The sequence below is a fragment of the Cohnella sp. GCM10020058 genome (assembly GCF_042683485.1).
Lineage (GTDB): Bacteria > Bacillota > Bacilli > Paenibacillales > Paenibacillaceae > Cohnella.
On record NZ_JBHUJV010000017.1, the window covers coordinates 466,293 to 491,702 of the forward strand.

Genomic DNA, 25,410 nt, shown 5'->3' on the forward strand with positions numbered 1-25,410 from the left:
CGCGGCAGGTACACGCAACAGGCATAAGGAGGAAGGGACACATGTCTAACAATATCGCTCCGGCGACGGGAAAGCGTCTCCGCCGCGTCACGCTGGAGATGAGCCTGAAGCCGTTCAAGCGGCTGGACGACGCGTCCGTCGAACAGACTTGCGCGGAGGCGCTGCGCCAGTGGGCGCCGCTGCTGCAAATGGCGGACGGCGCGTCGGTGCTGCTATGGGCGTCGGACGGGAGCGAGATTCTGGAGTGGAGAGGCGAGCTGTCGGATCGTTTCGAATGGGGCAAGTATGTCGGCTTCGCGAATCCGGAGCAGTTCACCCACGCGCAGGATAAGTCCGCGCCGCATATCGCCAAGCCCTATATCGAGGAGCCGCCGGAACTGACGTACGCGGATCTGCAGCGAATCGTGGCCGCGTTCAAGCGCGTCGCGGCGACGCGTTACGGCTTGCCGATGGAGGTCGGCGCAACCTTCGACGCAGGGCCGGAATTCGCCTACTCGGACTTCAAATACAGTCGTCATCCGGAGATCAACCTCGCTGAATTGGGCGGCGAAACGCTGTCGCTGAACGCGCATTATACGGTCGTATGCGCCTGGTCCAAGCTCATGGCGGACCGGCACGCCTACGCCGCCTATCCGGACGGCATCCCCGAAGGCACGCCATTCGGCACCTTCCTGGGCAAGCAGTGCGACTCGTATCTGCCGGCCATCGGCTTCGACTATATCTGGTTTTCCAACGGGTTCGGCGTTTCCTACTTTCCATGGACGTACTTGGGCGCCCATTATGACGGCACGACGTTCGGTAAAGCCGATCCGGCCGAGCTGTCGGGGAAGGCGCTGTCCTTCTGGCGGGCGTTCAAGTCCGAATGCCCGTCCGTGCGGACCGAAGTCAGAGGGACGAATTACGGGACGGGGATGGACCTGGCCAAGGACTGCATCCCTTTGCGCTCGCTTTACGAGGAAGGGTACGTCGCCTATCCGCCGCCGAACTCGCCTTGGGGCGCGCTTAACTATGACTTCGGCCTGGAGCTGACGGGCTTCCTGTCCCGCATCGCGGAGCTGCCGGGCGATACGTATCCGTTCCGCTTCTACGCGAACGATCCGTGGTTCTGGCAAAATCCGTGGCGGGATTACTACGATCGCCAGCCGCACGACATTTACATTCCTTTATCCGCCGCGCGCGTCGGACGAAGCGGCGAGATGGAGTCCGCGGGGATCGTCGAGATATTGACGGTCGACACCGAGCGGGGAGAGCTGAGGGAGGAGGACCCTGCGGAGATCATTCCGCATATCCGCAGGGCGTATGAAGCGGCGCCCGACCGGCCCGGCCTCGCGACCTGGCTCTATCCGTTCAAGGAGCTGAACGCGCTTGCCGCGGATAGAGAAGCGTCCTCCCGCATCTTTTTCCACGACTGGTTTATCCGCAATGCGATCAATCAAGGGTTCCCGCTGAACGCCGTGCTCGGCACCGATACGCTCGCCGGGATGGACGACGAAGCGCTGGCCAAGCTCGAGGACACGGTGCTCGTGACGTCGACCGCTTGGCTGGACGCGCGAGGGACGGCGGTCGTGCGGAAGCTGCTGGCGCGCGGAGCGAAGCTGCTGCTCTACGGCGACGCCCGCGAGCCGAGTCTGCTGGAGCTGCTCAACCTTCGCCGAGAGCAGGCGCTCGAGGGCGACTTTGAACTCTCACATGTCTTCGCGACGGACGAACGGGACGGGTTGGACGGCAAGGCGGCACAGCCTCCGAGACGGCTGCGGCATCGTGCCGAAGTCGGGGACGGCGGCTTGGCCCAGACGCCGCTGGATGCCGCGGACCCGCATACGCGAATATGCGCGGAGGCGGTCGGCCCAGAGGGCAATCGCGTATTCGCGCTGCGGCGCGCGCTGCCGGAGTGGGGCGGAGGCGCGATCGCCTGGGTGCGCGGCTCGCTGCCGTTCGAGGCGGCCGGCGTCACGCATCTGCCCAAGCGGCAGGAAGCGGAGTGGGCGGACGCGTCGGTCCTGTTGCGATATATGCTGCAGTCCTTCGGCTACGTTCTCTTGCAGGAGAAGCAGGATCCCGCTTCCAGGGAGGCGCTTCTGCTCGTGTCGCGCAAGGATGGCGGATACTGGTTCTCCGGCTGCAATCAGGATACGACCGTCCGCTTGAAGCTGCGCTTTCCCGAAGGCGTGCCGGTGCCGGTCGGCCATACGGTCGCCGTCGGTCCGGGCCCCGGCGAATTCGCGGGCTACCGCGGCTTTCACGACGAATGCCGCATTTTCGTCGCGCAGTCCGAGCGATCGCGCGTCTGGTGCAGGGAAAATCAACCGGCGCCCAGCCGGATGATGATCGCGAAGCGGACGCTCACCGTAGCGGGGCTTCGAGGGGCCGACGTATCGGTCTGTCCGCCGCCCGAAGCGCTCGCGAGCGGGCGGATCGAAGTCAAGCTGAACGGCGCCGTGACGGAGATCGGCGAGGCGCTGGCGTCGGCGCGCGGAGGCGTGCTGCGCCTTGGCGGCGTGAACGGCACGCTCGACGTGTCATGGTAGAGGGGAGCGCGAGCATGATTTGGAACGAGCAGGTTGGAGAATCGTTTTTCTTTGCGGGATCGCTGCCGCAGCGATGCCGTCATCGTGCGCTTCGGCCCGGCAGTTTGGCGCTGAGAAGCCGCGAGAATGCGGATCATCCGGACAACGTGACGTACCGGGAGGGCGAGGATTACGAGGTTGACGCCGAGCGGGGAGAGATCGTGCGCCTTCCTGGAGGCAGGCTGCCCGATGGCGGGACGCACCCGTTCTACGGTCTCGATCCGTTCGATCACGTGCGGGACTGGGTGCCTTTCGAGGGTTCGTTCATCGTGTACGGCGATTACGAGTTCGCCGAAGGATCGGAAGGGGCCACGGATTCGGTCCGGCAGCCCGGAACCGCGAGCGGCGGCGAGGGACTTAACGGGCCGCTCGGCGCTGCGATTCGCAAGCTCGCCGCCGGCGACGAACTCCGCATCGCCATGTTCGGCGACAGCATATGCATCGGATCCGACCTGGAAAATAAAGAGCGCTCTTCCTTCGCGGAGCGCTGGGTCCGCGAGCTTCGCGCGCGTTATCCGGAAGCGGACATCAAGCTGCGCAATTACGCGGTTGGCGGCGAGGCGAGCGGCCAAGGCCTAAGCCGGCTGCGTGCCGCGTCCTTGGAGGAACGCTGGGATCTGGTCGTCATCGGATTCGGCATGAACGATCAGAACCGCACGGACGAGGGCGGGCATGCGGTACCCCTAGCTACATTCGAAGCAAATCTATCGGCGATGATCGATACGGTCCGCGCGCGAATGGACGCGGACATCGCGCTGCTGACCCCGTGCCTGCCGAATCCGCGCTGGCGCTACGCCCATCCGCAGGCCCGCATGTTCGCCGAGACGATCCGGCGCGTCGGGCTGCTGCACGGCGCCGCGGTGGCGGACGCGCAGCTGCGGTTCGAGGCGGCCCTCGCGGCAGGCAAGACGCACGAGAGTTTGCTCGGGAGCCATGTCAATCATCCTTCGGCTTACGGACACGCGCTGTATGCGGAGGCGCTCGTCGATTTGTTCGGGCCCGTCGAAGCGGAGGCGCGATACGTTCATCGAGCAGGTCTACCGGGCGGCGCGCTCGCGCTTGGCAGCCAGCTGTTCATCAATGCCTCCGACACGGAAGACGAGGTGCGGGGCTGGGTCGGGCAGATGGCCGATCACGGCTTGAAGCTCATCCGCTTGTTCATGATCTGGGAGCAACTGGAGTCCGAGAAGGGTCGGTGGCGGTTCGACGTATACGACGCCTGCTTCGACGAGGCGGCGAGGCGCGGGCTTGGCATCGTCCCGACGCTCATGGCCGTGAGCCCGCCGGGCTGGCAGCGGATCACCGACGGACCGCAGGGCGTCGCGAACCTGGACGAATCCACGCTCAAGGAGCGGATGGGCGGCTATATCGGCCAGGTCGTGCGGCGGTACGCGCAGCACCCGGCGCTGCATTCCTGGATTTTATGGAACGAGCCGTCCCGCAAGATCCGCAGAAGCCCTCAAGCGATGGCGGGATATGCCGAATACGCGCGCCGGGCATACGGCACGATCGAAGCCTTCAACCGGATCTCCTACTGGAAGTTCGCCAGCTTCGAGCAGTTGGCCGCTCAAGGCACCGGCCCGGAAGGGCCTGAGCTGCCTTTCGTCTCCTTCGCGGAGCGGACCGACTGGGCGCGGTTTTCCGTCGACAATCTGAACGCGATCCTGCGCTTCATCCGGGACGAGGTCCGCCGCTGGGATCCCGTTCATCCCGTGCACGTCAATCCGCACAACCTGCAAGGGGAAATGCAGGCTTCCGGCCAATCCTTGTGGGCGGAGAGCGAATCGGTCGACTTTCTCGGCTGCTCCGCGCATCCGGCCTGGCACTCGCTCCGGTTTCCCGAGCGGCGCTGGAGCCAGTCGGTCGCGTTTTTCTCGGACTTGACCCACAGCGCGTCGGGACGGTCGGACGAACTGTTCTGGGTAACCGAGCTGCAGGGCGGGCCGACGCTCTACTCGGCGGGAACCGCCCATTGCCCGACGGCCGAGGAGATTCGGCAATGGATCTGGGAAGGAATCGGAGCCGGCGCGAGAGCGGTCGTCTTCTGGTGCTTCAACGCCCGCAAGGGCGGCTACGAGGCGGCGGAGTGGTCGCTGCTCAACCAGCTCGGCGAGCCATCGCCGCGGCTGGAAGCCGTGCGGGACGCAGCCTCGATTCTGGATAGAGAGACGGCGTTGTTCGAAAGGGCCAAGACGGCAGCGCCGCGCGTCTACGTGCTGTACTCGGAAGCGTCGTGCGCGCTAGGGCAAGCCGAAGGCTCCGGCAACGATCCGGCCAATCCTCGCAACGGCAACATGTATCTCGACGCGATCGCAGGCGCGTACCTGATGCTGTCGGATCTGTCGGTGCCGGCCGGCTTTATAAACGAAAAGCGGCTGCGCGAAAACGGCGTTCCCCCCGGGACGCGCGCGTTAATCGTGCCCAACGCGATCGTGCTCGGCGCGGAGGAATCGGCCGCGCTGGAAGCATACGTACTCGGCGGCGGACTTGTCATCGGCGACGGGCTGATCGGCATGAAGGATCCGAACGGCAATGTGGACCGCAAGACGCTCGGCCAAGCCGATGCGCTGTTCGGCGCGAAGGTGTTGGAGCTGGAAACGGCGCAGGATCGCTTCGACATCCGGTTCGGAACGGAAGGGACCGGGTTGGAAAGGATCGGGTTTGAAGGGACCAGGCTGGAAGGCTGGTTTTACCGTTTGCCGCTCGCGGCGGACGGCGCCGAAACGATCGGGCGCTTCGATCATGGCGGCGCCGCGGCCGTGACCGTGCGCAGGGAAGGTCAAGGCGCCGCTCTTCGGATCGGAACGCTGCTGTTCCAGCGCTATTTCGCTGCTCCTTCGGCGAACAGCCTCGCGCTGCTCGCCGCATGGCTCGGCGACCGATCGGGCGAGCCCGTGCGGCTGGCAAACGGCGACAGGCGGCTTCGGCTTCGCCGGCTGACGCATGCGGAGGGCGAACTGCTCATTCTCCTGAACGAAGGGGATACGGCCGAGGCGGAGCTCGTCTTCGCCGAGCCGGGCCTGCTGCGCTCCTTGATCTCGCCGGAAGCGGCGGAAAAGGGGACGGCGGCGGGCGGCACGACGCGCGTGCCGATCGGGGCTCGCGGGATCGAAGTGCTTGCCTATGTGAAACGCGATCGGAATGAAGGGGGAAAAGAAATTCATGGTTAACGCGCAAGCGACGCAAGTGTGGAACGAGAAAACGTATGCGGACAAAGTGTATGGCGGCTGGCTGGGCAAAAACATCGGGGGCACGCTCGGGGCGCCGCTTGAAGGCGAAATGCGGCTGCTCGACCTGACTTATTATCTCTCTTTGCCCGACGGTCCGCTCGAAAACGACGATCTCGATCTGCAGCTCGTCTGGCTGCATGCCCTCGAGCAATACGGTCCGCGCCTGACGTCGCAGGAATTGGCGCAGGAATGGCTGGAGCATGTGTTTTTCCCGTTCGACGAGTACGGGTACGCGTTGGCGAACATGCGCAAAGGCATCATGCCGCCGCTCTCCGGCTCGTACGGCAACCCGTTCGCGGACTGCATGGGCTCGCCGATCCGCTCAGAGATCTGGGCGATGACGGCGCCGGGCGCTCCGGGCGTCGCCGCGCATTATGCGCACGAAGACGCGACCGTCGATCACGCCGGCGGCGAAGGCGTTTACGGCGAGATGTTTTTCGCCGCATTGCAAAGCGCCGCGTTCGTCGAGTCGAATCGCGAAAAGCTGCTCGAGATCGGACTGAGCTATATTCCGTCCGAATGCCGAACCGCTCTGGCCGTACGCGCGCTCATCGGCTGGCATGCGGAAGGCGCCGACTGGCTGGAAGCGAGGGCCCGCATCCTGAGGGATTACGGCAGCGACAATTTCACGGACGCCCCGCAAAATATCGCGTTTACCGTGCTGGGCTGGCTGTACGGCGAAAATTTCGAAGACGCGATCCTGAAGGCGGTCAATTGCGGCTACGATACCGATTGCACCGTCGCGACGCTCGGCGCGCTGCTCGGCATCCTCGGCGGCACGGCGATTTTCCCCGCGCGCTGGGTCGATCCGGTGGGCGATCGCGTCGTCGTCAGTCCGGCCATCAACGGCTTCCGGGCGCCGAAGGATCTTCGCGAGCTGACCGAACGGACGATGGCCGTTGCCGGACAGGTCGCAGCTTACTGGCGCACCGGCGCGCTTTTCGGCTCGGAGGACGACCGCTTGAAGCCGGATTCGCTCTCGAACCGGGATTCCGCGACGGCGGCTGCGCTGCCTTCGGCGACTGAAAGCTTGTTCACGCTGCCCCGCGGCGCATCGGCCGCGGATAGCCTGACGATCTGCGTCGCCTACGGACCGGACGGCCCTTGCATCGCGCCTCGCGCGTCGAAGACGCTCGCCGTCTCGCTGACGAACCGTACCACGGCCGATTGGCATGGCCAAATCTCCCTTCTCGGGCCCGAAGGCTGGCGGCTCCCGGCCAGCGAACCGTTCGCGTTATCGCCCGGCGCGACGCACCGCTTCGAATGGACCGCGACGGCCGGCGGCGCGCCGCGCGCCGCGTACGAGCTGTCGCTCGCCGTCGTCCGCGAGCACAACGGGCATCTGTGGCGCGAAGAGCGGATTCCGCTCGCGCTCGCGGCCGCGATTCCTTGGCGGATCGCCGGACCGGAGGGCCGGACTGCCTTGTCCGCAGGTCCGGGGGACCGGATCGACTTCCGCCCGGCGAAGGGTCAGGCGATCTCGGGCACATACCGCGCCGAGACGATCGTCACGGTGCCGAGCGCCAGGACGATCCGCCTGATCGCGGCGGCGGACGTTCCCGTCCGCGCTTATTGGGACGGCAAAGCCGTCATCGATTGCGCTGCGGCGCTGCCGCTCATGCCGGCCTATCACCGGGCGCCTCCCGAACAGGCCGCGCAGTTCGAGGCGGAGGCCGGCGCTTACCGGCTCGCGATCGAAGCCGATGCCGCTGACGGCGGGCTGCCGGTCGTGTATGCGCTTGTCGTCGCGCCCAAGGAAGTCGTTCAGCCGGGCCCCTTTTTCCCCTATATCGATCTCATCTATTCGGATACGGAGGTATGAATGTTGACGAACATGAAGCAACCGCCCATCGGATTGGAAAATTTGGAGCGGTTCGACCTGCTGCCTTTGCTGAGAGACGGCGTGCAGGTGCACTATGAAGGCAGCATCGACAAGAAAGGCTTTAACTGGGACTGGGATTGGCTGCTTTACAAGGACGGGACGGAATACGTCATCTTCGACGTCGACGGCCCCGGATGCATTTATAATTTCGTCCAGCACCGGTACCCGGACAGCCCGGAACCGACCTTTCGCTTTTACTTCGACGGCGAGAGCGAGCCGCGATTTACGATCAAGCATTCGGAGTTCGGACGCAAGCATCCCTTCGTGACGCCGCTCGCAGACGCCTATATGGGGCCCGAAGACGAGGGGCGGGGACCGATCCGCGTCGTGCGTAGCTTCGTGCCCATGCCGTATGCGCGGTCCTGCAAAATCACGACCGATCTGCAGCTGAAAGGGTTCGAAAAAGGGGAAGGCGGCTGGGGGCACGTCAACTACCATGCGTATTCGACGGCGGACGGCATCGAGACCTATACCGGCCAGGAATCGTTCGACCGGCTCCTGGCCATCTGGAATCGCGTTGGCGAGGATCCGAAGCCGCAGGTCGACACGGAGGTTGCGACGATCCGCAACGTGACGCTCGAACCCGGCCAAGCGGCGCTGCTTCTCGATATAACGGGCCAAGGCAGCATCGTCTCGATCCTGGCCGACGCGCCTGCCGTGTCCGGCTTAGTCAGGCCGGACTGGCTTCACGAGGTATGGATCCGGGCTACCTGGGACGATCATGCCACGCCGGACGTAGAGAGTCCGCTTGGCGCCTTTTTCGGCAACGAACTCGGATACAACGCGATCGGCGTGCTGTCGCACGGCACGCGGACGGACGGCGTCCTGTACAATTACTTTCCGATGCCGTATTGGCGAAGCGCGCGGGTCGAACTGATCAACAAGGGCAAGCGGAGCGTCGAGCTGCCGAGATGGGAGATTCGACGGACCGACGAGAATAACGCGCAATATCCCGAAGGCGGTACCGGATATTTCCGGACGTCCGGATACCGCGCCTCCAAAGCTACGCATCTGGCGGACAGCGTCATCGGCCGCATCGAAGGCAGAGGCCACATGGTCGCGGCCATCGTGACGGCGCATGCCTGGAGGGCAGGCATCATCAGCTGCGAGGGCGACGTGCGCGTCCACATCGACGGCATCCGGACGCCGCAGGTCGAGAGCGACGGGTCCGAGAGCTACGTATGCTACGGGTGGGGCTTCCCGACGCCCCCCGAAGTCAATCCTTCGAGCGGCTACGACGGATTGAAGGACAGCCCATGGTCGATGGTCCGGCTGTGCGCCGGCGATTTTTACCCGTTCCGTACCGAGCTCGTCTTCGGCATCGAGGCCGGAGGCGCGAACAACCAATACCTCAAGCATTCCGGTATTCTTTTTTATTACGGGGTGGACGCGCCAGGCATGGCGCTCACGGACGAGATCGACGTCGGCAATCACGATTCGCAAACGTATCACTGGTACAGCATGAAAGGCGGGGCCGGCAGCTACGAGCTGGACAGCGGCTACGAGGACGGCGCCCGAACGACGCTGCGCGACCGGGGCAACGAGTTCTGCGGACATTCCGAATTCAGAGTCGCGGTCGATCCGGACAATATCGGCGTCCGGCTTCGCAGAAGATCCGACCAAATCACGGGACGGCAACGGGCGAACGTATACGTCGACGGCGTCTTGGTCGAAGAGCGCAGCTGGTACTTTGCGGATCGCAATCCCTACAAGCGGTGGCTCGAGGACGAGTTCGAGATTCCGGCCAAATACACGGCGGGCAAGACCGATCTTGGCATCCGCATCGAATTCGTCCAGGAGGGCGAGTCGCGCACGTGGAACGAATTTTATTACTGGATCTATTCGTTGGTATAAGGGCGGATGAGCATGGAGCGGATATCAAACGTTAATGGCGTTAACGATCGGGATACTACCACTTCGACGAGCCTGGATGCGCTCGAACGCCAAAGGTTCGCGCCGGGACCTTCGCCATTCGATCGGTTGACGCGTCAGGTCGAGCTCCGAACAGGGGAGACGGCGCCGGAAATGCCGGAGGCGCCGCCTGCCCTCCTGCTGGACGGCCGATGGGAGCTGGCGGAGGGGGGCGATCCGGAAGCGCGGCTGTCCGGCGCTTGGCACGATGCGATTGCTGCGACCGTCCCCGGCAGCATTCACGCCGCGCTCGTGGAGGCGGGCGTGCTGCCGGATCCTTCCTTCGGCGAGAACGCGGCAATCGCCAAAGCTTACAGCCATAAAACTTGGTGGTACCGGCGCAAGTTCGACGCGCCGGGCTGGCCGATCTTAGGCGATGGGTCAACGCTGACGTTCGAGGGCGTGTCTCCCGGCTGCGAGGCCTGGCTGAACGGCGTCCGGCTCGGCGATCACAACGGCGCTTTCGGCGGACCCGGCTTTCAGGGCGTCTCGCTGCTGGACACGGGCAACGAACTGGTCGTCAAGGTGCTGCCCGCGCCGCTCGGCAACGAGTGGACGGCCTGGCATGCTTCCGTCGTGTTCAACTGCAACTACGGATGGCATTACGTCGACCTCCCCGCGGTCGGCATCTGGCGATCGGTTCGGATCGATGCGCTGCCGGCCGTGTCGATCGGCCGGCCGTTCGTCGCCGCGACCTCTGCGGACCGGGCGCATGCCGGAATCGTGGATATCGCGGTGGAGTTCGCCGGCCACAGCGAAGACTGGTCGGGATTGCTGCGCGGCGAGATCGCGCCGGACAACTTCGAGGGCGAGACGTATGCGTTCGCGCTTCGCGCCGATGCCGCGCGGGATGCCGGCGGACTGCATCTGGAGGTCGCCGTGCCCGACCCGCGCCTGTGGTGGCCTGTCGATATGGGCGAACAGCCCCTATATAAGCTGAGTCTGTCGTTTTCGCCCGATGACGGAGCTATGCCGGACCGCAAGGAGACGACGTTCGGCATCCGCTCGATCGAGATGGGCCCGCTGCCCGGCGGCGAGCGGCCGGAGGCCTACAATTGGACGTTTATCGTGAACGGCAGGCCGACGTTCGCCAAGGGAACCGGCTGGTGCACGCTGGATGCGCTCATGGATTTCACTCGGGAGCGGTACGATCATTTCCTTTCGCTGGCCGCGGCGCAGCATGTCCAGCTGCTGCGCGCCTGGGGCGGAGGCATGCCGGAGACCGACGACTTCTACGACCTGTGCGACCGCAAGGGCTTGATGGTCATGCAGGAGTGGCCCACCTGCTGGGGAAGCCATGATCAACAGCCGGCGGACGCGCTCGAGGAGACGGTGCGGATCAACACGCCGCGTCTTCGGAATCATCCCTCGCTCGTCATGTGGGCGGGAGGCAACGAGATCGGCAAAGGCCTGGACAGCCCGGTCATGGACATGATGGGCAGGCTGGCCGCCGAGCTCGACGGGACCCGTCCTTTTCACCTGACCGATCCATGGGGCGGGAGCATGCACAGCCATATCGTCTGGAAGGGCTGGACGCCCGCGTACAGCTTCGATTATTACGCGAATCTGGACAGCGTGCTGATCGGCGAATTCGGACTCGCTTCGGCGCCGAATATGGAATCGATGCGCCGCTTCATGCCGGCCGGCGAACTCGAACAATGGCCGCAGCCCGAGGGGCGCAGTTTTTATCGTCATCTGCCCGCTTTCGATACGCGCGGCGACTGCCGGATCCTGACCGAATACGCGGAATCGTTCGTCCGCTGCGACGGTATGGAGGCGTTCGTCCTCGGCACGCAGCTCGCGCAGGCCACTTCGCTCCGCCACAAGATCGAGCATGCGCGCAGCCGCTGGCCGCACGAGATCGGCGTGATCACCTACAAGCTGAACGACGTCTATATCGGCATGTCCTGGGCGACGGTCGATTGGTACGGCGTGCCGAAGCTGTCGCACTATTTCACCCAGGATGCCTTCGCGCCGACGATGGCGAGCGTTCTTTTTTCAAAGCTGAACAGCCCCGAGGAGCCGCAGACGCTCCCCGTCTTCGTCTTCGACGATAACGGCAGGCTGAGCGGCGGCTGGAAGGCGACGGTTCGCTTGTATGGGTCGACATTGGAACTGCAGTCGTCCGATGCGTTCGAAGGCGAGGGGGCGTTCGATCGCGTAAAGCAGGTCGGCCAAGTCGCGGTCGCCGGGCGCTCCGTCGAGGAAGCGCCGCTGCTCGTCGTATCCGAGCTGTCCGACGGCGACGGCATGCTGCACCGGACGTTTTACTGGTTCAACTTCGACGCGCGGCAGGGCGCGCTCGGGCATCTGCCGCGGACGGCGCTTAGGCTGGAGACTATCGATGAGACGCGAATCGCCGTGAAAAATACCGGCGAGCTGCCGGCCGTCGGCGTCGAGCTGTACCGCAAGAGCGAAGCGCATCGGGACATCGACGGGCCGACGGCGCATTTGATCTGCGCCGACAACTTTTTCTGGCTCGACGCCGGGGAGACGCGCCTTGTCGACGTGAACGACACGCGCAGCATTGCCGTTCGTGCTTGGAATGCCTGACCCCGGAAGCCATATACGCAAAAAGCAGGCTGTCGAGCGCAAGTCTCGACAGCCTTTCAGCGGTTTAATGAAGTTTCCCCGCTGGCGCGTTATTCCCACCAATGCTCCATTTTGCGATAGCCGACGTCCCACAGCACCGCGTTCCCTTCTACGACGATCCGAAGCTCGTCGATCCGTTTGAAGGGGACGATGATCGTTTCGATGCCGGAGACGTATTCTCCGCTGAACTCGGCGAACAGCGCGCCGTCAGCGAAGATGGACACGCGCCCTTCATGCGCCGAGCGATCCGGAATCCCGTAATTGGCGTAAAAACGTACGTTTTTCAAATGCCCCGGCTTCAACGTATAGCTTGATATAGAACTGGCGACGTAAGTATTGTACTGAGGCGCTACGGACTCTCCGCCTACAGTAAATGAGGACAGGCTGCCGGCTGCGGGGGCATCGGTTTTTTCAGGGACGTTCAAGGCTTGAAACGTTCCCTCTTTCTTTTTGATCGCCGCATCCCATCCTTCCGATATGAGCATGAGGCCGACGAGCAGCGCAACCGAGCTTAGGAGCGCTGCCGCCCATCTGCGTGCCGGGCGTCCGGATGCGGAACCGATCCGCCAGGCGGCATAACCGATGCAGGCACCCAAAGTGTTGGAAATGATGTCGTCCACGTCGAACGATCCGAGTCGCGTCAGCGCCTGGAGCGTCTCCAGAAGCGTAATCGCCGCAATAAAGCTAATGACAAATCTCTTAAACGACCATCGGAATAAATAAGGAATCATCACGCCGAAGGGGATAAACGCGGCGACGTTTCCAAAGCTGAACAGCCACATAAAAGTCGGCTCGGGAAACCGCAGAGGTACCGTCTCCGGCACGAACATAAACGTATAATCCCAATCGCCGTCCGCGCGGCCCGCCCTGTTAAAAGCGATAAACATAAAATACAAAATGATCACGGCGTACAGCACGGCAGCTATAGCGACGATTCTCCTGCTGTTCTTCTTCAAAGGAGATCTCCTTAATAAAACCTAATTAAACATCTTTTGGATAATGAGGGCTTGCAAAACAGATACGTATTCATACGATATCAAAATTGAGCAATGACAGCAAAAATGTCTCCTATAAAAGGGACCGGCGCGTCTCCTATACTGTAATCGATTCCACCCCCGAATAGAAGGAGGCGGTAGGACGCTTATCAAGGCGCGAAGGACGGGGCGCGCCCCGGCACGGGTCTTCGCGCGACACCGAGCCACACGAACGGCATCACCATTCGAAAAGGAGAGGTGAATCATGATTTTGAACCGCAAGGCGATCGACAAACGTTGGGCCGTATTAATCGTTTTGGCCATGCTCGCGTCGCTGCTCGCGCCGCTGGGCCGCCATGTCGCGCACGCGACGGCGCCTAACGACAATTTGCTGGTCGATCCCGGCTTCGAGAGCGGCAATTGGTACAACTGGGGTTTTTTCAACAACAGCTTTTCGACCATCTCGGTGCAATCGGCGGTCAAGCGCAGCGGCAATTACGCGTTCAAAGCGGTCCTTAACGGCAATGCGGAGCTGCAGTACTTTAACAACAATACGCCGGCCGTAACGCCGGGCACGAACTATTACTTCGAGGTGTGGATGAAGACGGACAGTCTTACGCCGACGGGCCAAGCGAGCTCTTATTATCCGGGCATGAAGATCTCGGCGTACAACAACAATACGTTCGTCTCGCAGCCGGGCGGCATCCAGTACGGCACGTCCAATCAGGACTGGACGAAACTGAGCGGTTCATTCGCTTCGCCTGCGGGCGCGAACAAGCTGTTGTTCTTGATCGGGCGCTTCAACACGGCCGGATCGGTGGCGGGTACCGTTTATTACGACGACGCCTTCCTCGCCAAGCAGCCCGATTCGATCACGTTGACGCCTTCGGGCAGCGGAACGGCGCCAGGGACGCTGAATCTGTCGACGATCGCGGCCGCGGCCGTTTATAGCGGCAGTCCGACGGCCGTCGCAGCCAGCGATCCTCACCTCGAGTGGAGCGTGCAAAGCGGATCGGCGACGATCAGCGGCGGACAGGTCGCGTATACGGGTACGGCGTATGGCGGCCAGGTGACGCTAAAAGCTTCTTATCTGGGCAGGGACGCGACTGTAAACGTTACATTCAATCCGAACGACAGCACGGCGCCGACCTGGACGAGCGGCGCGGTCAACGAAACTTATCCGACGCCGTCCACGCTTCATCTCGCATGGAGCGGCGCGAGCGATAACATCGCCGTCACGAACTATAAAGTGTACGTGAACGGCCGCGTCGAACAAACCGTGCAGACGGCATCGGCGGATCTGACGGTGACGCCCGGCACCTCTTACCGAATTAAAATCGAGGCGGGCGACCAAGCCAACCAATGGAGCACGAACGGACCGTCCAAAGATCTGACGGCGCCGACGGTACCCAGCGTTTGGACCGTAGACAAAGGTATGTCGGCGAGCAGCACGGACGCCGGCGTCGTTCTGAATTGGAGCGCGGCCGCCGTGCCGGCCGATGTCACGCAGTATAAAATTTATCAGAACGGCACGCAGGTCACCACCGCTGCCAATACGCGGACCTTTATGCTGCTGAACGGCTTGACGCCGTCGACGACCTACGTGTATAAGGTCGAGGCGACGACCGCTGCCGGCACGTCCACGGACGGTCCGTCCGTGACGATCAAGACCCGCTCGCCCGCGGAAAATATGTCCAACAACGGCGGGATGGACTACGACGGCAGCTGGAACCGCAACTTAGGATCGATCGCTGTGAGTGCGCAGTCTCAAGTGAAGCACGGCGGCACCGGCGCCTTCAAATTCGCCTTTACGGGCACGGATGCCTTTCTGGGCTACGACCAATATTTGCCGGTGAATCCGGGCGATACGTATTACTACGATTTTTGGGTCAAGACGGACCAACTAACGGACCAAAATACGTCCGCGAGCAACAAGCCGAACGTCTCGCTGCAGCAATTCATCGTCGGACAGCAATATCCGGTCATTACGCAAGTCGCCTCGAACTTGCCTGCGACGCAGGATTGGACGCAGTATAAAGGCACGCTCGCGATCAACCCGAACGCCTATGAAGTGCGGGTGCTCATCGAGCGTCGCACGCTCGGAACGGGGACGGTATCCGGAACGCTCTACGTCGACGACTTCACGTTCACGAGAGCGCCGACCGCGATCACGCTGACGCCGAGCACCAGCACATATTCGGTCGGTCAGTCGGTATCCCTTGCGGACGCGTTGAACGTCGGCGCGTCTTATGCCGGCTCGCTGTCTGGCACGGTCCCTTCTACGGGCCCGATCGCCTGGCAAGTGACTTCCGGCAGCGCGACCGTCACGAACGGCAAACTCGTCTACACAGGCGCGGCCACCGGCGGCACCGTCACCGTGCAGGCCACCTACGGTTTGAAAACCGCGACGGCAAACATCCAGTTCCAGCCGGAGAGCGTCGCGCCGACATGGCCTTCAGGGGCCGCGATCAAGACCGACGCCAAAGGCACGGGCACGCTCAAGCTCAGCTGGCCTGCGGCGACGGACAACGTAAGCGGCATCACTTACGAAGTCAAGGTGAACGGGACCTCGCAGGGTCTCCAAGCAGGAACGAGCATCGCGCTGACGGGTCTGACGACGGGGACGACCTACGCGATTACGGTGCGGGCGAAGGATGCCAGCGGCAACTATACGTCGTCCGATCTGACCGCTTCGATCGCGACTTCGTCCTCGCAAGATCCGATCTGGAGCGCGTCGGGCGAGCTGCACGTCGTCGCCGGCAGCGTGACGAGCAGCGGCGCCACGCTCGCTTGGAGCGGCGCGACCGACGACGCGGCCGTCACGCAATATAAAATTACCGGCACGAGCGCGTCGGGTCAGACCGTCACGTTCACGACCGGCGCGGTCAGTACTTATGCGGTAACCGGTCTCCAATACAATACCGTTTATACGTTCAAGATCGAAGCCGGCGACGCGGGCGGGCGTTGGACGATCGGCGGCCCGGCGGCCTCGCTCACGACGGCGAAGCCCGCGAGCCTCGCCGCCAGCCTGGCCGTGCATGAGACGCAGACGATCCGCGCGGCGACGAACCAGCTGCTCGGCTATAATACGGATTGGCTGTCGTCGCAAGATATGCTGATCGATTCGACCACTTCCACGACGGTCAAGCAAGCTTTCTATGATTTGATGCAGGGCGTGCCTGCCGGACTCATGCGCGTCGCCGGCACGGATTCGATGGCGATGCGGTGGAAGTATACGATCGGCACGCTCGAGGAACGTACCGCATTTCCGAGCGTATACGGAGGCAACACGGGCAAGCAGCGGTACGGCATCATGGAATGGCTGAATTCCACGAAGACGCTCGATGCGAACCGCAAGATCACCTGGACGTTCAATATGCTCAAGGAGACCGCGATGGACCAGGCCGATCTGGCCGAATTTCTGACCGGCGACGGCGTCCACGATCCGAACGGCGGCACGAACTGGGCGCAGAAACGCATCGATCTCGGACACACGGACCCGGTTCAGATCGCGACCTACGAGCTGGGCAACGAGCTGGACCAAAGCTCCCGTTTTCCGATCAATACTTATATTCAAAAGAGCAAGGACATCATACGCGAAGTGAAGCGCGTCGATCCAAACGCGAAGTTCGCGGCGCTCGCTGTCACGGGACCTTGGGGGTCGAAGTACGGCGGCCCGACGGGCAACTGGCGCGACTGGCACAACGCGATCCTTGCGCAAATGGGCAACGACATCGACTATATTACGTTCCACCCTTACTATTACGGCTTGCCGCCGAGCGAGATCGAAAAATATTTGAATTCGCTTCGCGACGATATCGCCGCTTGGGAGAGCAGCTCCGCCAATCTGAATCCGGCGCATCACATTCAGATTTATATCTCGGAGCACGGCGTATGGCCGCTCGGAGACGGGGAGCCTGCCAATTACGCCACGTACGCTTACCGGACGCATGACCTGAACGGCACGCTCGGCGTGGCCGAGTTTATCAACCGCATGTACAAACGTCCGGAAGTGTCGCTGATGGCCTTGCACGTGCTGGTCGGCAGCCCTTGGGGCGTGTTGAACGAAGCGACCGGCGACACGCTGTATGCGACCGGCCTGCGCGATCTGATGAAAGTGGAAGGCGAGTCGCTCGGCGCGAACGTCGTCCAGACGAGCATATCCGGCGACCTGACGAATCCCGACAACGCGTCGTCGACGATCTCCGTCAACGCCATGACGACCGCAAGCGGGGGGATCAACCTCGTCATCGTCAACCGCGATCCGGATATCGAACGGCCGCTCAGCCTGACGTTCGACGGCGGCAGCTACAAGCTCGTCAAAAAGACGGTGCTCACGGCCGATACGCTGGAGTCGACCGACACCGCGACCAGCCGGCCGATTACCGTGACGACGACAAACGAGACGGGAACGTCCGCCATCACGTCGTACACGGTACCGAAGAAGAGCATGGTCGTGCTGCACCTCCAGCATCTGTAAAAGGACGCATAAATAGAAAACAGCCTTGGAGCGGAAATCGCCCAAGGCTGTCGTTCGTATCGGTCCGGCGCTCGGCGCAGCCGGTTAAGCGTCCGGGGCCGAGATTATTTTGTTTTGTACACGATAAGGATCGAAGCCCGTTGATGGACGACGCCTTGCGTCTGGGACTTGGCATATGAACCGTACAAAACGTTGACGACTTGTTCTTCTTCCAGGCCGGCCAAAAATTCATTGGCTCTTTTTTCCGCGAGCGAATATTCGGTATCGAGGAATTCCTTTAGTTGGATCAAGCTTGATCTCTCCTATTCAAGTTGTGTTGAGGGATCTTCGTCTCATCATAGCACAAAATTATAGCTTGTCCACAATCGCGCGGCAATCGAACTGACGAAGTCATGAAACAATGATGTCAGCGTCAAGGGTTGGAAAATCAAACTTTGCAAGTTACATCGCATGTGAGTTATAATTTTGTCGATATTCGCTAAGGGGGAAACGATTATGTCGTCCAAAATCAGGATCGGAATCGTCGGCTACGGTAATTTGGGCCGCGGCGTACATAAGGCAATCGGTCAAAATGAGGATATGGAGCTCATCGCGATTTTCACGCGGCGCGACGCGGCCCGGATGAGTGCGGATACGAACGTGAATGCGCGATTCGAATCGATCTCGGATATTGAACGCTTCCGGGGAGAGGTCGACGTCATGATTCTGTGCGGAGGCTCGGCAACGGATCTGCCGGAGCAGACGCCGCTGGTAGCCGCCCGGTTCAATACGGTAGACAGCTTCGACACGCATGCGAAAATTCCCGAATTTTACCGCGCGGTCGACGAAGCGGCGCGTCAGGGCGGCAATGTAAGCGTCATTTCTACCGGCTGGGACCCGGGGCTGTTCTCGATGAACCGCCTGCTGGCGGAGTCGATCCTGCCGCAGGGCAAGGAATATACGTTCTGGGGTAAAGGCGTGAGCCAAGGTCACTCGGATGCGATCAGGCGCGTAGCCGGCGTCAAAGCGGGCGTCCAGTACACGATTCCGGTCGAACGCGCGATCGCCAGCGTACGCAGCGGAGAAAACCCGGAGCTGACGACGCGGGAAAAGCATGAACGTCTGTGCTACGTCGTCGCCGAGCAGGGCGCGGATACAGCCGCCATCGAACGTGAGATCAAAGAGATGCCGAACTACTTTTCCGAATACGATACGACGGTCGAGTTTATTACCGAAGAGCAGCTGCAGGCGGAGCATAGCGGCATGCCGCACGGCGGGTTTGTCCTCCGCAGCGGCGTGACGGGAGAAGGCACGCAGCAATTGATCGAATTCGGCCTCAAGCTGGGCAGCAATCCCGAGTTCACCGCGAGCGTGCTGGTCGCCTACGCGCGGGCGGCGGTACGGCTGTCGCAAGAAGGCGCAACCGGCGCGAAAACCGTCTTTGACATTCCGCTCGGACATCTGTCCCCGCATTCGGCAGAAGCGCTGCGCGAACGCTTGCTGTAATCGGCTGGCTTCGTCTACTTAGCGGCAAGAAGCCGAATTTGCTATAATGATGGCAACTTGCGAATAATGGAGAGCGGATATGATACTACCGATTATTCTGGTTGTCGTCGTGATGGTCGTCGGCTTTGCGGCGACGATCGCGATCGGGCAATCGAGGACGAACAGGGAAGGCAACCCGGCCTATTTCCAGCAGACGGGCAAGAAATGGGCGAACCTGAGCTGGATCTACGTCGTGTGTACGATTGTGATCGTTGCAGTGCTGATCTATGCGTTGAATCGATAGACCTTGTTCATTCAGGCCGCGCTTTGCGCGGCCTTTTTGCGCTGCACGGCTTGTTCACATATTATGACGCCGCCCGGAATAAAGTGAAGGATAGCAGCTTGTCTTGCGATATCCGAACGAAAAGGGGTTGAAGCGTATGATGAGAACCATAGAGCCGTCGATCTCAATGCTCGGCATCGGGACTGCAGTGCCGGCGCACAAGCTGGACCAATTGGACACGGCCCAGCGCCTGGCCGATGCCCTGATGAACTCGCCGGATGCAGCCCGCTGGGCCAGGCGTCTGTTCAAGCAATGCGGCGTGCAAACCCGCTACACCTGCGAGCCTGCACTGCTCGAGCCTGCAGCAAGCAACCGATATTTCGCCCAGCTGTCGGGACTTCCGGTACCCGTTACATCGGAACGCATGGCGGCCTACAAGCAGGCGTCGGTACCGCTTGCGCTTCGCGCCGCATCTGCCGCGCTTACTGACGCGCGTGTTTTGCCCTCGGCGCTGACGCATTTGCTTACGGTCAGCTGCACCGGTCAGTTTCTGCCGGGGCTCGACACCGTGCTGGCCAAGCAGCTCGGGTTAAAGGATACGGTAAACAGGATCCCGCTGACTTTTCTCGGATGCGCGGCCGGACTTAAAGCGATCGGCATGGCCCGCGATATCGTGAGCGGACAGCCAGGGGCTGCCGTCCTTATCGTTTGCGTCGAGCTGTGCACGCTTCACATTCAGCCATCCGCCGGGAAGGAGGCGCTCTTCGGCGCTTCGTTTTTTGGAGATGGCGCATCCGCCTGCGTAATCGGTAACGCTGAAGACGGTGCCAGGGAACGGTTCGAGCTCGGAAAGCCGATCAGCGCGCTGCTGCCGGAAGGCGAAGGAGAGATGGTGTGGGAAGTCGGCGATTACGGCTTCGACCTTTATCTGTCTTCCCGCATTCCCTCGCTGATCGGCCGTCATGTGCCTGATCGCTTGGCTTCCGTGTTGGGCGAACGGGAGTCGCTGCCCGACATTTGGGCGATCCATCCCGGCGGAAAAGGCATTATCGATGCGCTCGAAGCGGAGCTCGGACTGACGGACAAGCACACCGGATACAGCAGAGGCGTCCTGCGCGACTTCGGCAATATGTCCTCCGCGACGCTTCTGTTCGTGCTGGAGGCCATCCGGCAAGCCAAACGCGAGGAAGGCGCGCCGCAATCGGAGGGCGTCTGCCTTGCGTTCGGGCCCGGGCTTTCCTGCGAGCTGCTGCCGATCGCCTATCGGCCGGGCGAGCAGAATGCGGCCCGTTCGGACGTGGATCTTGCCGCTGGGACCGGGCGCGAACCGAGCGGCGAGGCGCGGTTGGCCTCGCATGTTTAGAAGGCTGGAGGCGCGTGCGCAAGCACCCGAGCTGATGGACGATCTTGCGCAGGGCGGAGCCGAGCTGCGCGAAGCGCTCCGGCATTTGCGCAGGCTGAACCGCCTGTTCGCGGCATCCGGCCGGACGCTGTACGGCGTCGCCCGGCTCTGGGAGCAGGCGGGACGTCCGAAGCGGCTTACGGTGCTGGACATCGGGGCAGGCTCCGGGGACGTCAACGCGGCGCTGCTCCGATGGGCGGACGCGCGTGGCGTCGCGATCGGCATCACGCTTGCCGACCGGACGGAGGAAGCGTGCGCTGAAGCGAGGGCATTTTACGCCGGCGAGCCGCGCGTGACCGTCGTGCGGCGCGACCTGTTCGCGCTGGAAGAAGATGCTGCCGACATCGTGACCGCGTCCCAGTTCATTCACCATTTTGGAGACGAGGAACTGCCCGATGTGACGAGAGCGATGCTGAAGGCGTCCAAAATGGGAGTGGTTATTCAGGACATCCACCGCCATTGGCTTGCGTGGACGGCTGTGTGGCTGGCAGCCAGAATCGTCTCGGGCAACCGCTTTGTCGTGAACGACGGTCCGTTGTCGGTCGCGAAGGGCTTCCGGGCTGCGGATTGGGAGCGGCTTCGGCTTCGCTTGGACGCGAGCGGAATGGCTTACAGCTGGCGGCCTTTATTCCGGTATGTCGTAACGGTGCCGAAGACGGTCGCCGCAAAGACGACCCTCCACGGAAAAGGAGGCGGGCCCGCTTGAACGAGGTGAAAGATAGCGCCGCTTTGTTTTCCGAGACGACGGACGTGGTGGTGATCGGCGCCGGCATAGCGGGCAGCAGTCTCGCCAAAGCGCTTGCGGATCGCGGGCGGAGGGTGCTGCTGATCGACCGGAAAGGGTTTCCCAGGCACAAAGTATGCGGGGAGTTTCTGTCGCCGGAATCGATCGGCATTTTATCCGAGCTGGGCTTCGCTTCCGCACTCAGGTCGCTCGAGCCGGCAGACATCCGCGCGACGCGGATCCATGCCTTCGGCAGCGCGCCCCTGCGCATACCGCTGCCCGGCGCGGCATGGGGACTCAGCCGCTATGATCTCGACGAGGCGCTTCACCGCGAAGTCCGTCTTGCCGGCGCCGAGATTGCGACGGGAACGACCGTCGCGTCGATGGCGCGCGAAGCGGACGGCTATACGCTGAACCTCGTGTGCGGCGGCTTCGTGCGTACCGTGCAGGCGCGCGCTGTCATCGGCGCATGGGGAGGCGGAGGCCGTCTGTCCGTATTAACCGGCGCGAAGCGAAGGAACAAGCCGGCAAGCTCGCCCTACCTTGGCGTCAAAATGCACTTTACAGGTATAGAAGCCAGGGACGAAGTAGAGCTATACTTCTTTGAAGGAGGCTATCTGGGCTTATCCCCGGCGGGCAGCGGCATCGTGAACGCCGCCGCGCTGCTCGATAGGCGCGCGGTCCGGGATGCCCCGACCGCCGTGCAAGGCTGGCTCGAGCTCGCGCAGGCTCGCAGCCCCTCGCTCAATCGGCGGTTGGCCGGCGCGCAGCCTGTTCCGGGCACGCAAGCTGCAATCGCGCCCGTGCGTTTGTTTGCGAGGCCGATTCCTTGGGACGGCATCCCGCTCGTCGGCGACGCGTGCGCGACGATACCGCCGCTGTGCGGGGACGGCATGTCGATGGCGCTGCGCGCCGCGCAGCTATGCGCGCGGTCGGCGGAGCGATACCTCGGCGGCGAGCTGTCGCTCTGCGAGTGGGAGGAGGACTACGCCCGCGCGATTCGCAGCGCGTTCGACGGCCCGCTGCGATGGGGCAACCTGGTGCAGCGGGCCGCCGGCCGGCCGCTTCTGGCCCGTACCGCGCTGACCGCGGTACGCTGCATGCCGGCGCTCGGCCGCAAGCTCGTGCGGGCGACCCGGCTCCGGCCGATATCCCAGTCGTGATCTCGCTTAATGCCGCTACCGCCCCACGTGTGGCGCCTACGTGGCCCAATAACGGAACTATTTTCCGCTATCGCCCCAAGTGTGGCGCCTGCGTGGCCCAATAGCGGAACTATTTTCCGCTATCGCCTCAAGTGTGGCGCCTGCGTGGCCCAATAGCGGAACTATTTTCCGCTATCGCCCCAAGTGTGGCGCCTGCGTGGCCCAATAGCGGAACTATTTTCCGCTATCGCCCCAAGTGTGGCGCCTGCGTGGCCCGGTAGCGGAACTATTTTCCGCTATCGCCCCAAGTGTGGCGCCTGCGTGGCCGGTAGGGGAACTATTTTCCGCTAGCGCCCCCAGCCGCAACCTAGTCAATCTGGAGGAAGGAGCGGCGCAACGCCAAACCTCAAACGCCAAACCTCAGGGTAGACGCCGCATAGATCCTGTAATATAATCGTGTCAAGTTCATATGCGCGGCGGAGAAAAGGAGAGCACGCGACTCAGGTCCCCTAGGGGATGAGTTCGTGATTTCCTTTTTTCTTTTTTTACAAGACCGAACGGAGGGAGCTCCCTATGCCATTCAGCCGACAGCGGATTCTCCCCGCGGCGCGCAAGGTGAAGGATCTGGAGAAGCTGATCAAGCTGCCGTACGAATATATCGTGCTGCTAGACATGCATGTCGCACAGCTGCAGCCGATCGTGCAGCTCGCGAAGTCCAACGGCAAAAAGCCGATCGTGCACGCGGACCTGATCGAAGGGCTCAAAAACGACGAGTACGCAGCCGAATTCATCTGCCAGATCGCCCGGCCTGCGGGCATCGTCTCGACCAGGGCGAGCGTGATCGCCAAGACCAAGCAGAATAAGCTGCTTGCCATCCAGCGGCTGTTCCTGCTCGACACCAACGCGCTCGAGAAGAGCTATGCCATGTTCGAGCGGACGAAGCCCGACTTTATCGAGGTGCTGCCCGGCGTCATTCCGCATATGATCGCCGAGGTGCACGAACGAACGGGCATTCCCGTCTTCGCCGGCGGCCTCATCCGTACGGCAAACGACGTGGAGCAAGCGCTCGCTGCGGGCGCCTCCGCGGTCACGACTTCCAACAAGGAACTATGGAAGCATTACGAAAACGGGATACGATAGGGGGAGCGTACATGGAAAAACGCTATATTTTAGCGCTCGATCAAGGGACGACGAGCTCCCGCGCGATCCTTTTCGACAAGGGCGGCCGCGCCGTCGCCGCCGCGCAGCAGGAGATCAAGCAGTACTTTCCCAAGCCCGGCTGGGTCGAGCATGACGCCAACGAGATCTGGCTGTCCGTGCTGGGCGTTATTGCGCGCGTCCTGACCGAAGGGGATATTCGGCCGGAGCAGATCGAGGCCATCGGCATCACCAACCAGCGAGAGACGACGGTCGTGTGGGACCGCCATACGGGCCGTCCGATCCACCGCGCGATCGTATGGCAATCCCGGCAGACCAACGATATTTGCGAAGCGCTGAGGCAGCAAGGACTGGACGATCTGTTCAGGCAAAAGACGGGCTTGCTGATCGATGCGTATTTTTCCGGAACGAAGGTGAAGTGGCTGCTCGATCATGTGGACGGCGCACGCGAGAGGGCGGCGAGCGGCGACCTGTTGTTCGGCACGATCGATACGTGGCTCGTCTGGAAAATGAGCGGAGGCGCCGCGCACGTGACCGACTTCTCCAACGCCTCCCGCACGCTGCTCTACAACATCCATACGCTCGAGTGGGACGATGAACTGCTAAAGGCGCTGGACGTGCCTCGTTCCATGCTGCCGGAGGTGCGTTCCTCCTCCGAAGTTTACACGCATACGGTGGATCATCACTTCTTTGGCCGCAACATTCCGATCGCGGGGATCGCGGGCGACCAGCAGGCCGCATTGTTCGGGCAGGCTTGCTTCGAGAAGGGCATGGTTAAAAATACGTACGGAACCGGCTGTTTCATGCTCATGAATACGGGCGCGGACGCGGTCGCATCCAAACACGGACTGCTGACGACGATCGCCTGGGGGCTCGAAGGCAAAGTGGAATACGCGCTCGAGGGCAGCGTTTTTGTCGCGGGATCGGCGCTCCAGTGGCTGAGGGACGGACTTCGCATGCTGAAGACTTCGGCCGACAGCGAGACGTACGCCGCGCGGGTGGAATCTTCAGAAGGCGTCTACGTCGTGCCGGCCTTCGTCGGTATGGGGACGCCTTATTGGGACAGCGACGTGCGGGGCGCGATCTTCGGACTGACGCGGGGGACGACCAAAGAGCACTTTATCCGCGCGACGCTCGAGTCGCTCGCCTATCAGAGCAGGGACGTGCTGGACGCGATGATCGAGGATTCGGGACTTCCGCTGCAGCGGCTGCGGGTCGACGGCGGGGCCGTCGCCAACAATTTGCTCATGCAGTTCCAGAGCGACCTGCTCGGCGCGGAGGTCGAACGTCCTTCGGTCGGCGAGACGACGGCGCTCGGCGCGGCTTATCTGGCGGGGCTCGCGGTCGGCTACTGGCAGAGCAAGCAGGACATTGCGGACAGCTGGAGACTCGATCGCTCGTTCAAGCCCGTCATGCAAGACGCCGAGCGGCAGCGATTGTACGCGGGCTGGCAGAAGGCAGTCAGGGCCGCCATGGCTTTTAAGTAATAAGACAAGTTCATATCCGGTCGGAGATCAGGAGAAACCACGATATCGGCCGCGCCACTATGGCGCGGTCTGCATCATCGTGGTTTTATTGCATTCGAAACGACAGAAAGAAGG

The 25,410-nt window shown here is 62.3% G+C and carries 15 protein-coding genes; 13 read left to right on the top strand and 2 right to left on the bottom strand.

Annotated features, from left to right (window positions below):
* The first annotated feature begins 41 nt into the window (after positions 1-41).
* From ACFSR7_RS29610 to ACFSR7_RS29630, 5 genes are read left to right on the top strand one after another with little or no spacing between them, the layout of a single operon-like run.
* Positions 42-2,528 carry a hypothetical protein gene (locus ACFSR7_RS29610; RefSeq protein WP_378167866.1) on the top strand — a complete coding sequence of 829 codons (2,487 nt, stop codon included), beginning with the start codon at positions 42-44 and terminating at the stop codon, positions 2,526-2,528.
* A gap of 14 nt (positions 2,529-2,542) precedes the next feature.
* Complete coding sequence (locus ACFSR7_RS29615; RefSeq protein WP_378167868.1) at positions 2,543-5,737, top strand: beta-galactosidase; 3,195 nt, start codon at positions 2,543-2,545, stop codon at positions 5,735-5,737.
* On the top strand, positions 5,730-7,619 hold the full coding sequence (locus tag ACFSR7_RS29620) for an ADP-ribosylglycohydrolase family protein (protein ID WP_378167870.1): 1,890 nt from the start codon (positions 5,730-5,732) through the stop codon (positions 7,617-7,619). Before ACFSR7_RS29615 ends, ACFSR7_RS29620 begins: the two co-directional genes overlap by 8 nt.
* Positions 7,620-7,631: 12 nt before the next feature.
* Positions 7,632-9,533, top strand: a complete 1,902-nt coding sequence (locus ACFSR7_RS29625; protein WP_378168202.1) for a DUF2961 domain-containing protein — start codon at positions 7,632-7,634, stop codon at positions 9,531-9,533.
* 12 nt (positions 9,534-9,545) lie between these two features.
* Positions 9,546-12,143 (top strand): glycoside hydrolase family 2 protein, encoded by a 2,598-nt coding sequence (locus tag ACFSR7_RS29630; RefSeq protein WP_378167872.1) that lies wholly within the window; start codon positions 9,546-9,548, stop codon positions 12,141-12,143.
* 89 nt (positions 12,144-12,232) lie between these two features.
* Here the strand turns inward: ACFSR7_RS29630 and ACFSR7_RS29635 are convergent, their stop codons facing one another.
* Positions 12,233-13,138 (bottom strand): VanZ family protein, encoded by a 906-nt coding sequence (locus tag ACFSR7_RS29635; RefSeq protein ID WP_378167874.1) that lies wholly within the window; start codon positions 13,136-13,138, stop codon positions 12,233-12,235.
* A 283-nt stretch (positions 13,139-13,421) separates the two neighbouring features.
* Here ACFSR7_RS29635 and ACFSR7_RS29640 point away from each other — a divergent pair, with 283 nt between their 5' ends.
* Positions 13,422-17,636: a fibronectin type III domain-containing protein gene (locus ACFSR7_RS29640; protein WP_378167876.1), complete on the top strand. Its 4,215-nt coding sequence runs from the start codon at positions 13,422-13,424 to the stop codon at positions 17,634-17,636.
* Between the two features lie 104 nt (positions 17,637-17,740).
* Here the strand turns inward: ACFSR7_RS29640 and ACFSR7_RS29645 are convergent, their stop codons facing one another.
* On the bottom strand, positions 17,741-17,926 hold the full coding sequence (locus ACFSR7_RS29645) for a hypothetical protein (protein ID WP_378120218.1): 186 nt from the start codon (positions 17,924-17,926) through the stop codon (positions 17,741-17,743).
* Between the two features lie 205 nt (positions 17,927-18,131).
* On the opposite strand from ACFSR7_RS29645, the gene ACFSR7_RS29650 reads away from it, so the two are divergent.
* The 7 genes from ACFSR7_RS29650 to glpK all read left to right on the top strand — a co-directional run bounded on the left by ACFSR7_RS29650 (position 18,132) and on the right by glpK (position 25,296).
* The gene (locus ACFSR7_RS29650; RefSeq protein WP_378167878.1) at positions 18,132-19,121 is read left to right on the top strand and encodes a diaminopimelate dehydrogenase; all 990 of its coding nucleotides are present in this window, start codon (positions 18,132-18,134) and stop codon (positions 19,119-19,121) included.
* Between the two features lie 79 nt (positions 19,122-19,200).
* On the top strand, positions 19,201-19,404 hold the full coding sequence (locus ACFSR7_RS29655; RefSeq protein WP_378120222.1) for a hypothetical protein: 204 nt from the start codon (positions 19,201-19,203) through the stop codon (positions 19,402-19,404).
* 136 nt (positions 19,405-19,540) lie between these two features.
* Positions 19,541-20,746 carry a type III polyketide synthase gene (locus ACFSR7_RS29660; RefSeq protein WP_378167880.1) on the top strand — a complete coding sequence of 402 codons (1,206 nt, stop codon included), beginning with the start codon at positions 19,541-19,543 and terminating at the stop codon, positions 20,744-20,746.
* A complete protein-coding gene (locus ACFSR7_RS29665; protein WP_378167882.1) occupies positions 20,739-21,491 on the top strand; it encodes a methyltransferase domain-containing protein in 753 nt (250 codons plus the stop codon). The genes ACFSR7_RS29660 and ACFSR7_RS29665 overlap by 8 nt, the downstream gene beginning before the upstream one ends.
* Positions 21,492-21,496: 5 nt before the next feature.
* Positions 21,497-22,672 (top strand): NAD(P)/FAD-dependent oxidoreductase, encoded by a 1,176-nt coding sequence (locus tag ACFSR7_RS29670; RefSeq protein ID WP_378168204.1) that lies wholly within the window; start codon positions 21,497-21,499, stop codon positions 22,670-22,672.
* 552 nt (positions 22,673-23,224) lie between these two features.
* Positions 23,225-23,791 (top strand): glycerol-3-phosphate responsive antiterminator, encoded by a 567-nt coding sequence (locus ACFSR7_RS29675; protein ID WP_378167884.1) that lies wholly within the window; start codon positions 23,225-23,227, stop codon positions 23,789-23,791.
* An 11-nt stretch (positions 23,792-23,802) separates the two neighbouring features.
* A complete protein-coding gene (glpK, locus tag ACFSR7_RS29680; RefSeq protein ID WP_378167886.1) occupies positions 23,803-25,296 on the top strand; it encodes a glycerol kinase GlpK in 1,494 nt (497 codons plus the stop codon).
* Positions 25,297-25,410 lie beyond the last annotated feature (114 nt).

Excerpts from the sequence above, each read along its gene's own strand:
- ACFSR7_RS29610 (WP_378167866.1), top strand. The coding sequence starts at position 42 with ATGTCTAACAATATCGCTCCGGCGACGGGAAAGCGTCTCCGCCGCGTC.
- ACFSR7_RS29615 (WP_378167868.1), top strand. The coding sequence starts at position 2,543 with ATGATTTGGAACGAGCAGGTTGGAGAATCGTTTTTCTTTGCGGGATCG.
- ACFSR7_RS29620 (WP_378167870.1), top strand. The coding sequence starts at position 5,730 with ATGGTTAACGCGCAAGCGACGCAAGTGTGGAACGAGAAAACGTATGCG.
- ACFSR7_RS29625 (WP_378168202.1), top strand. The coding sequence starts at position 7,632 with ATGAAGCAACCGCCCATCGGATTGGAAAATTTGGAGCGGTTCGACCTG.
- ACFSR7_RS29630 (WP_378167872.1), top strand. The coding sequence starts at position 9,546 with ATGGAGCGGATATCAAACGTTAATGGCGTTAACGATCGGGATACTACC.
- ACFSR7_RS29640 (WP_378167876.1), top strand. The coding sequence starts at position 13,422 with ATGATTTTGAACCGCAAGGCGATCGACAAACGTTGGGCCGTATTAATC.
- ACFSR7_RS29650 (WP_378167878.1), top strand. The coding sequence starts at position 18,132 with ATGTCGTCCAAAATCAGGATCGGAATCGTCGGCTACGGTAATTTGGGC.
- ACFSR7_RS29655 (WP_378120222.1), top strand. The coding sequence starts at position 19,201 with ATGATACTACCGATTATTCTGGTTGTCGTCGTGATGGTCGTCGGCTTT.
- ACFSR7_RS29660 (WP_378167880.1), top strand. The coding sequence starts at position 19,541 with ATGATGAGAACCATAGAGCCGTCGATCTCAATGCTCGGCATCGGGACT.
- ACFSR7_RS29665 (WP_378167882.1), top strand. The coding sequence starts at position 20,739 with ATGTTTAGAAGGCTGGAGGCGCGTGCGCAAGCACCCGAGCTGATGGAC.
- ACFSR7_RS29675 (WP_378167884.1), top strand. The coding sequence starts at position 23,225 with ATGCCATTCAGCCGACAGCGGATTCTCCCCGCGGCGCGCAAGGTGAAG.
- glpK (WP_378167886.1), top strand. The coding sequence starts at position 23,803 with ATGGAAAAACGCTATATTTTAGCGCTCGATCAAGGGACGACGAGCTCC.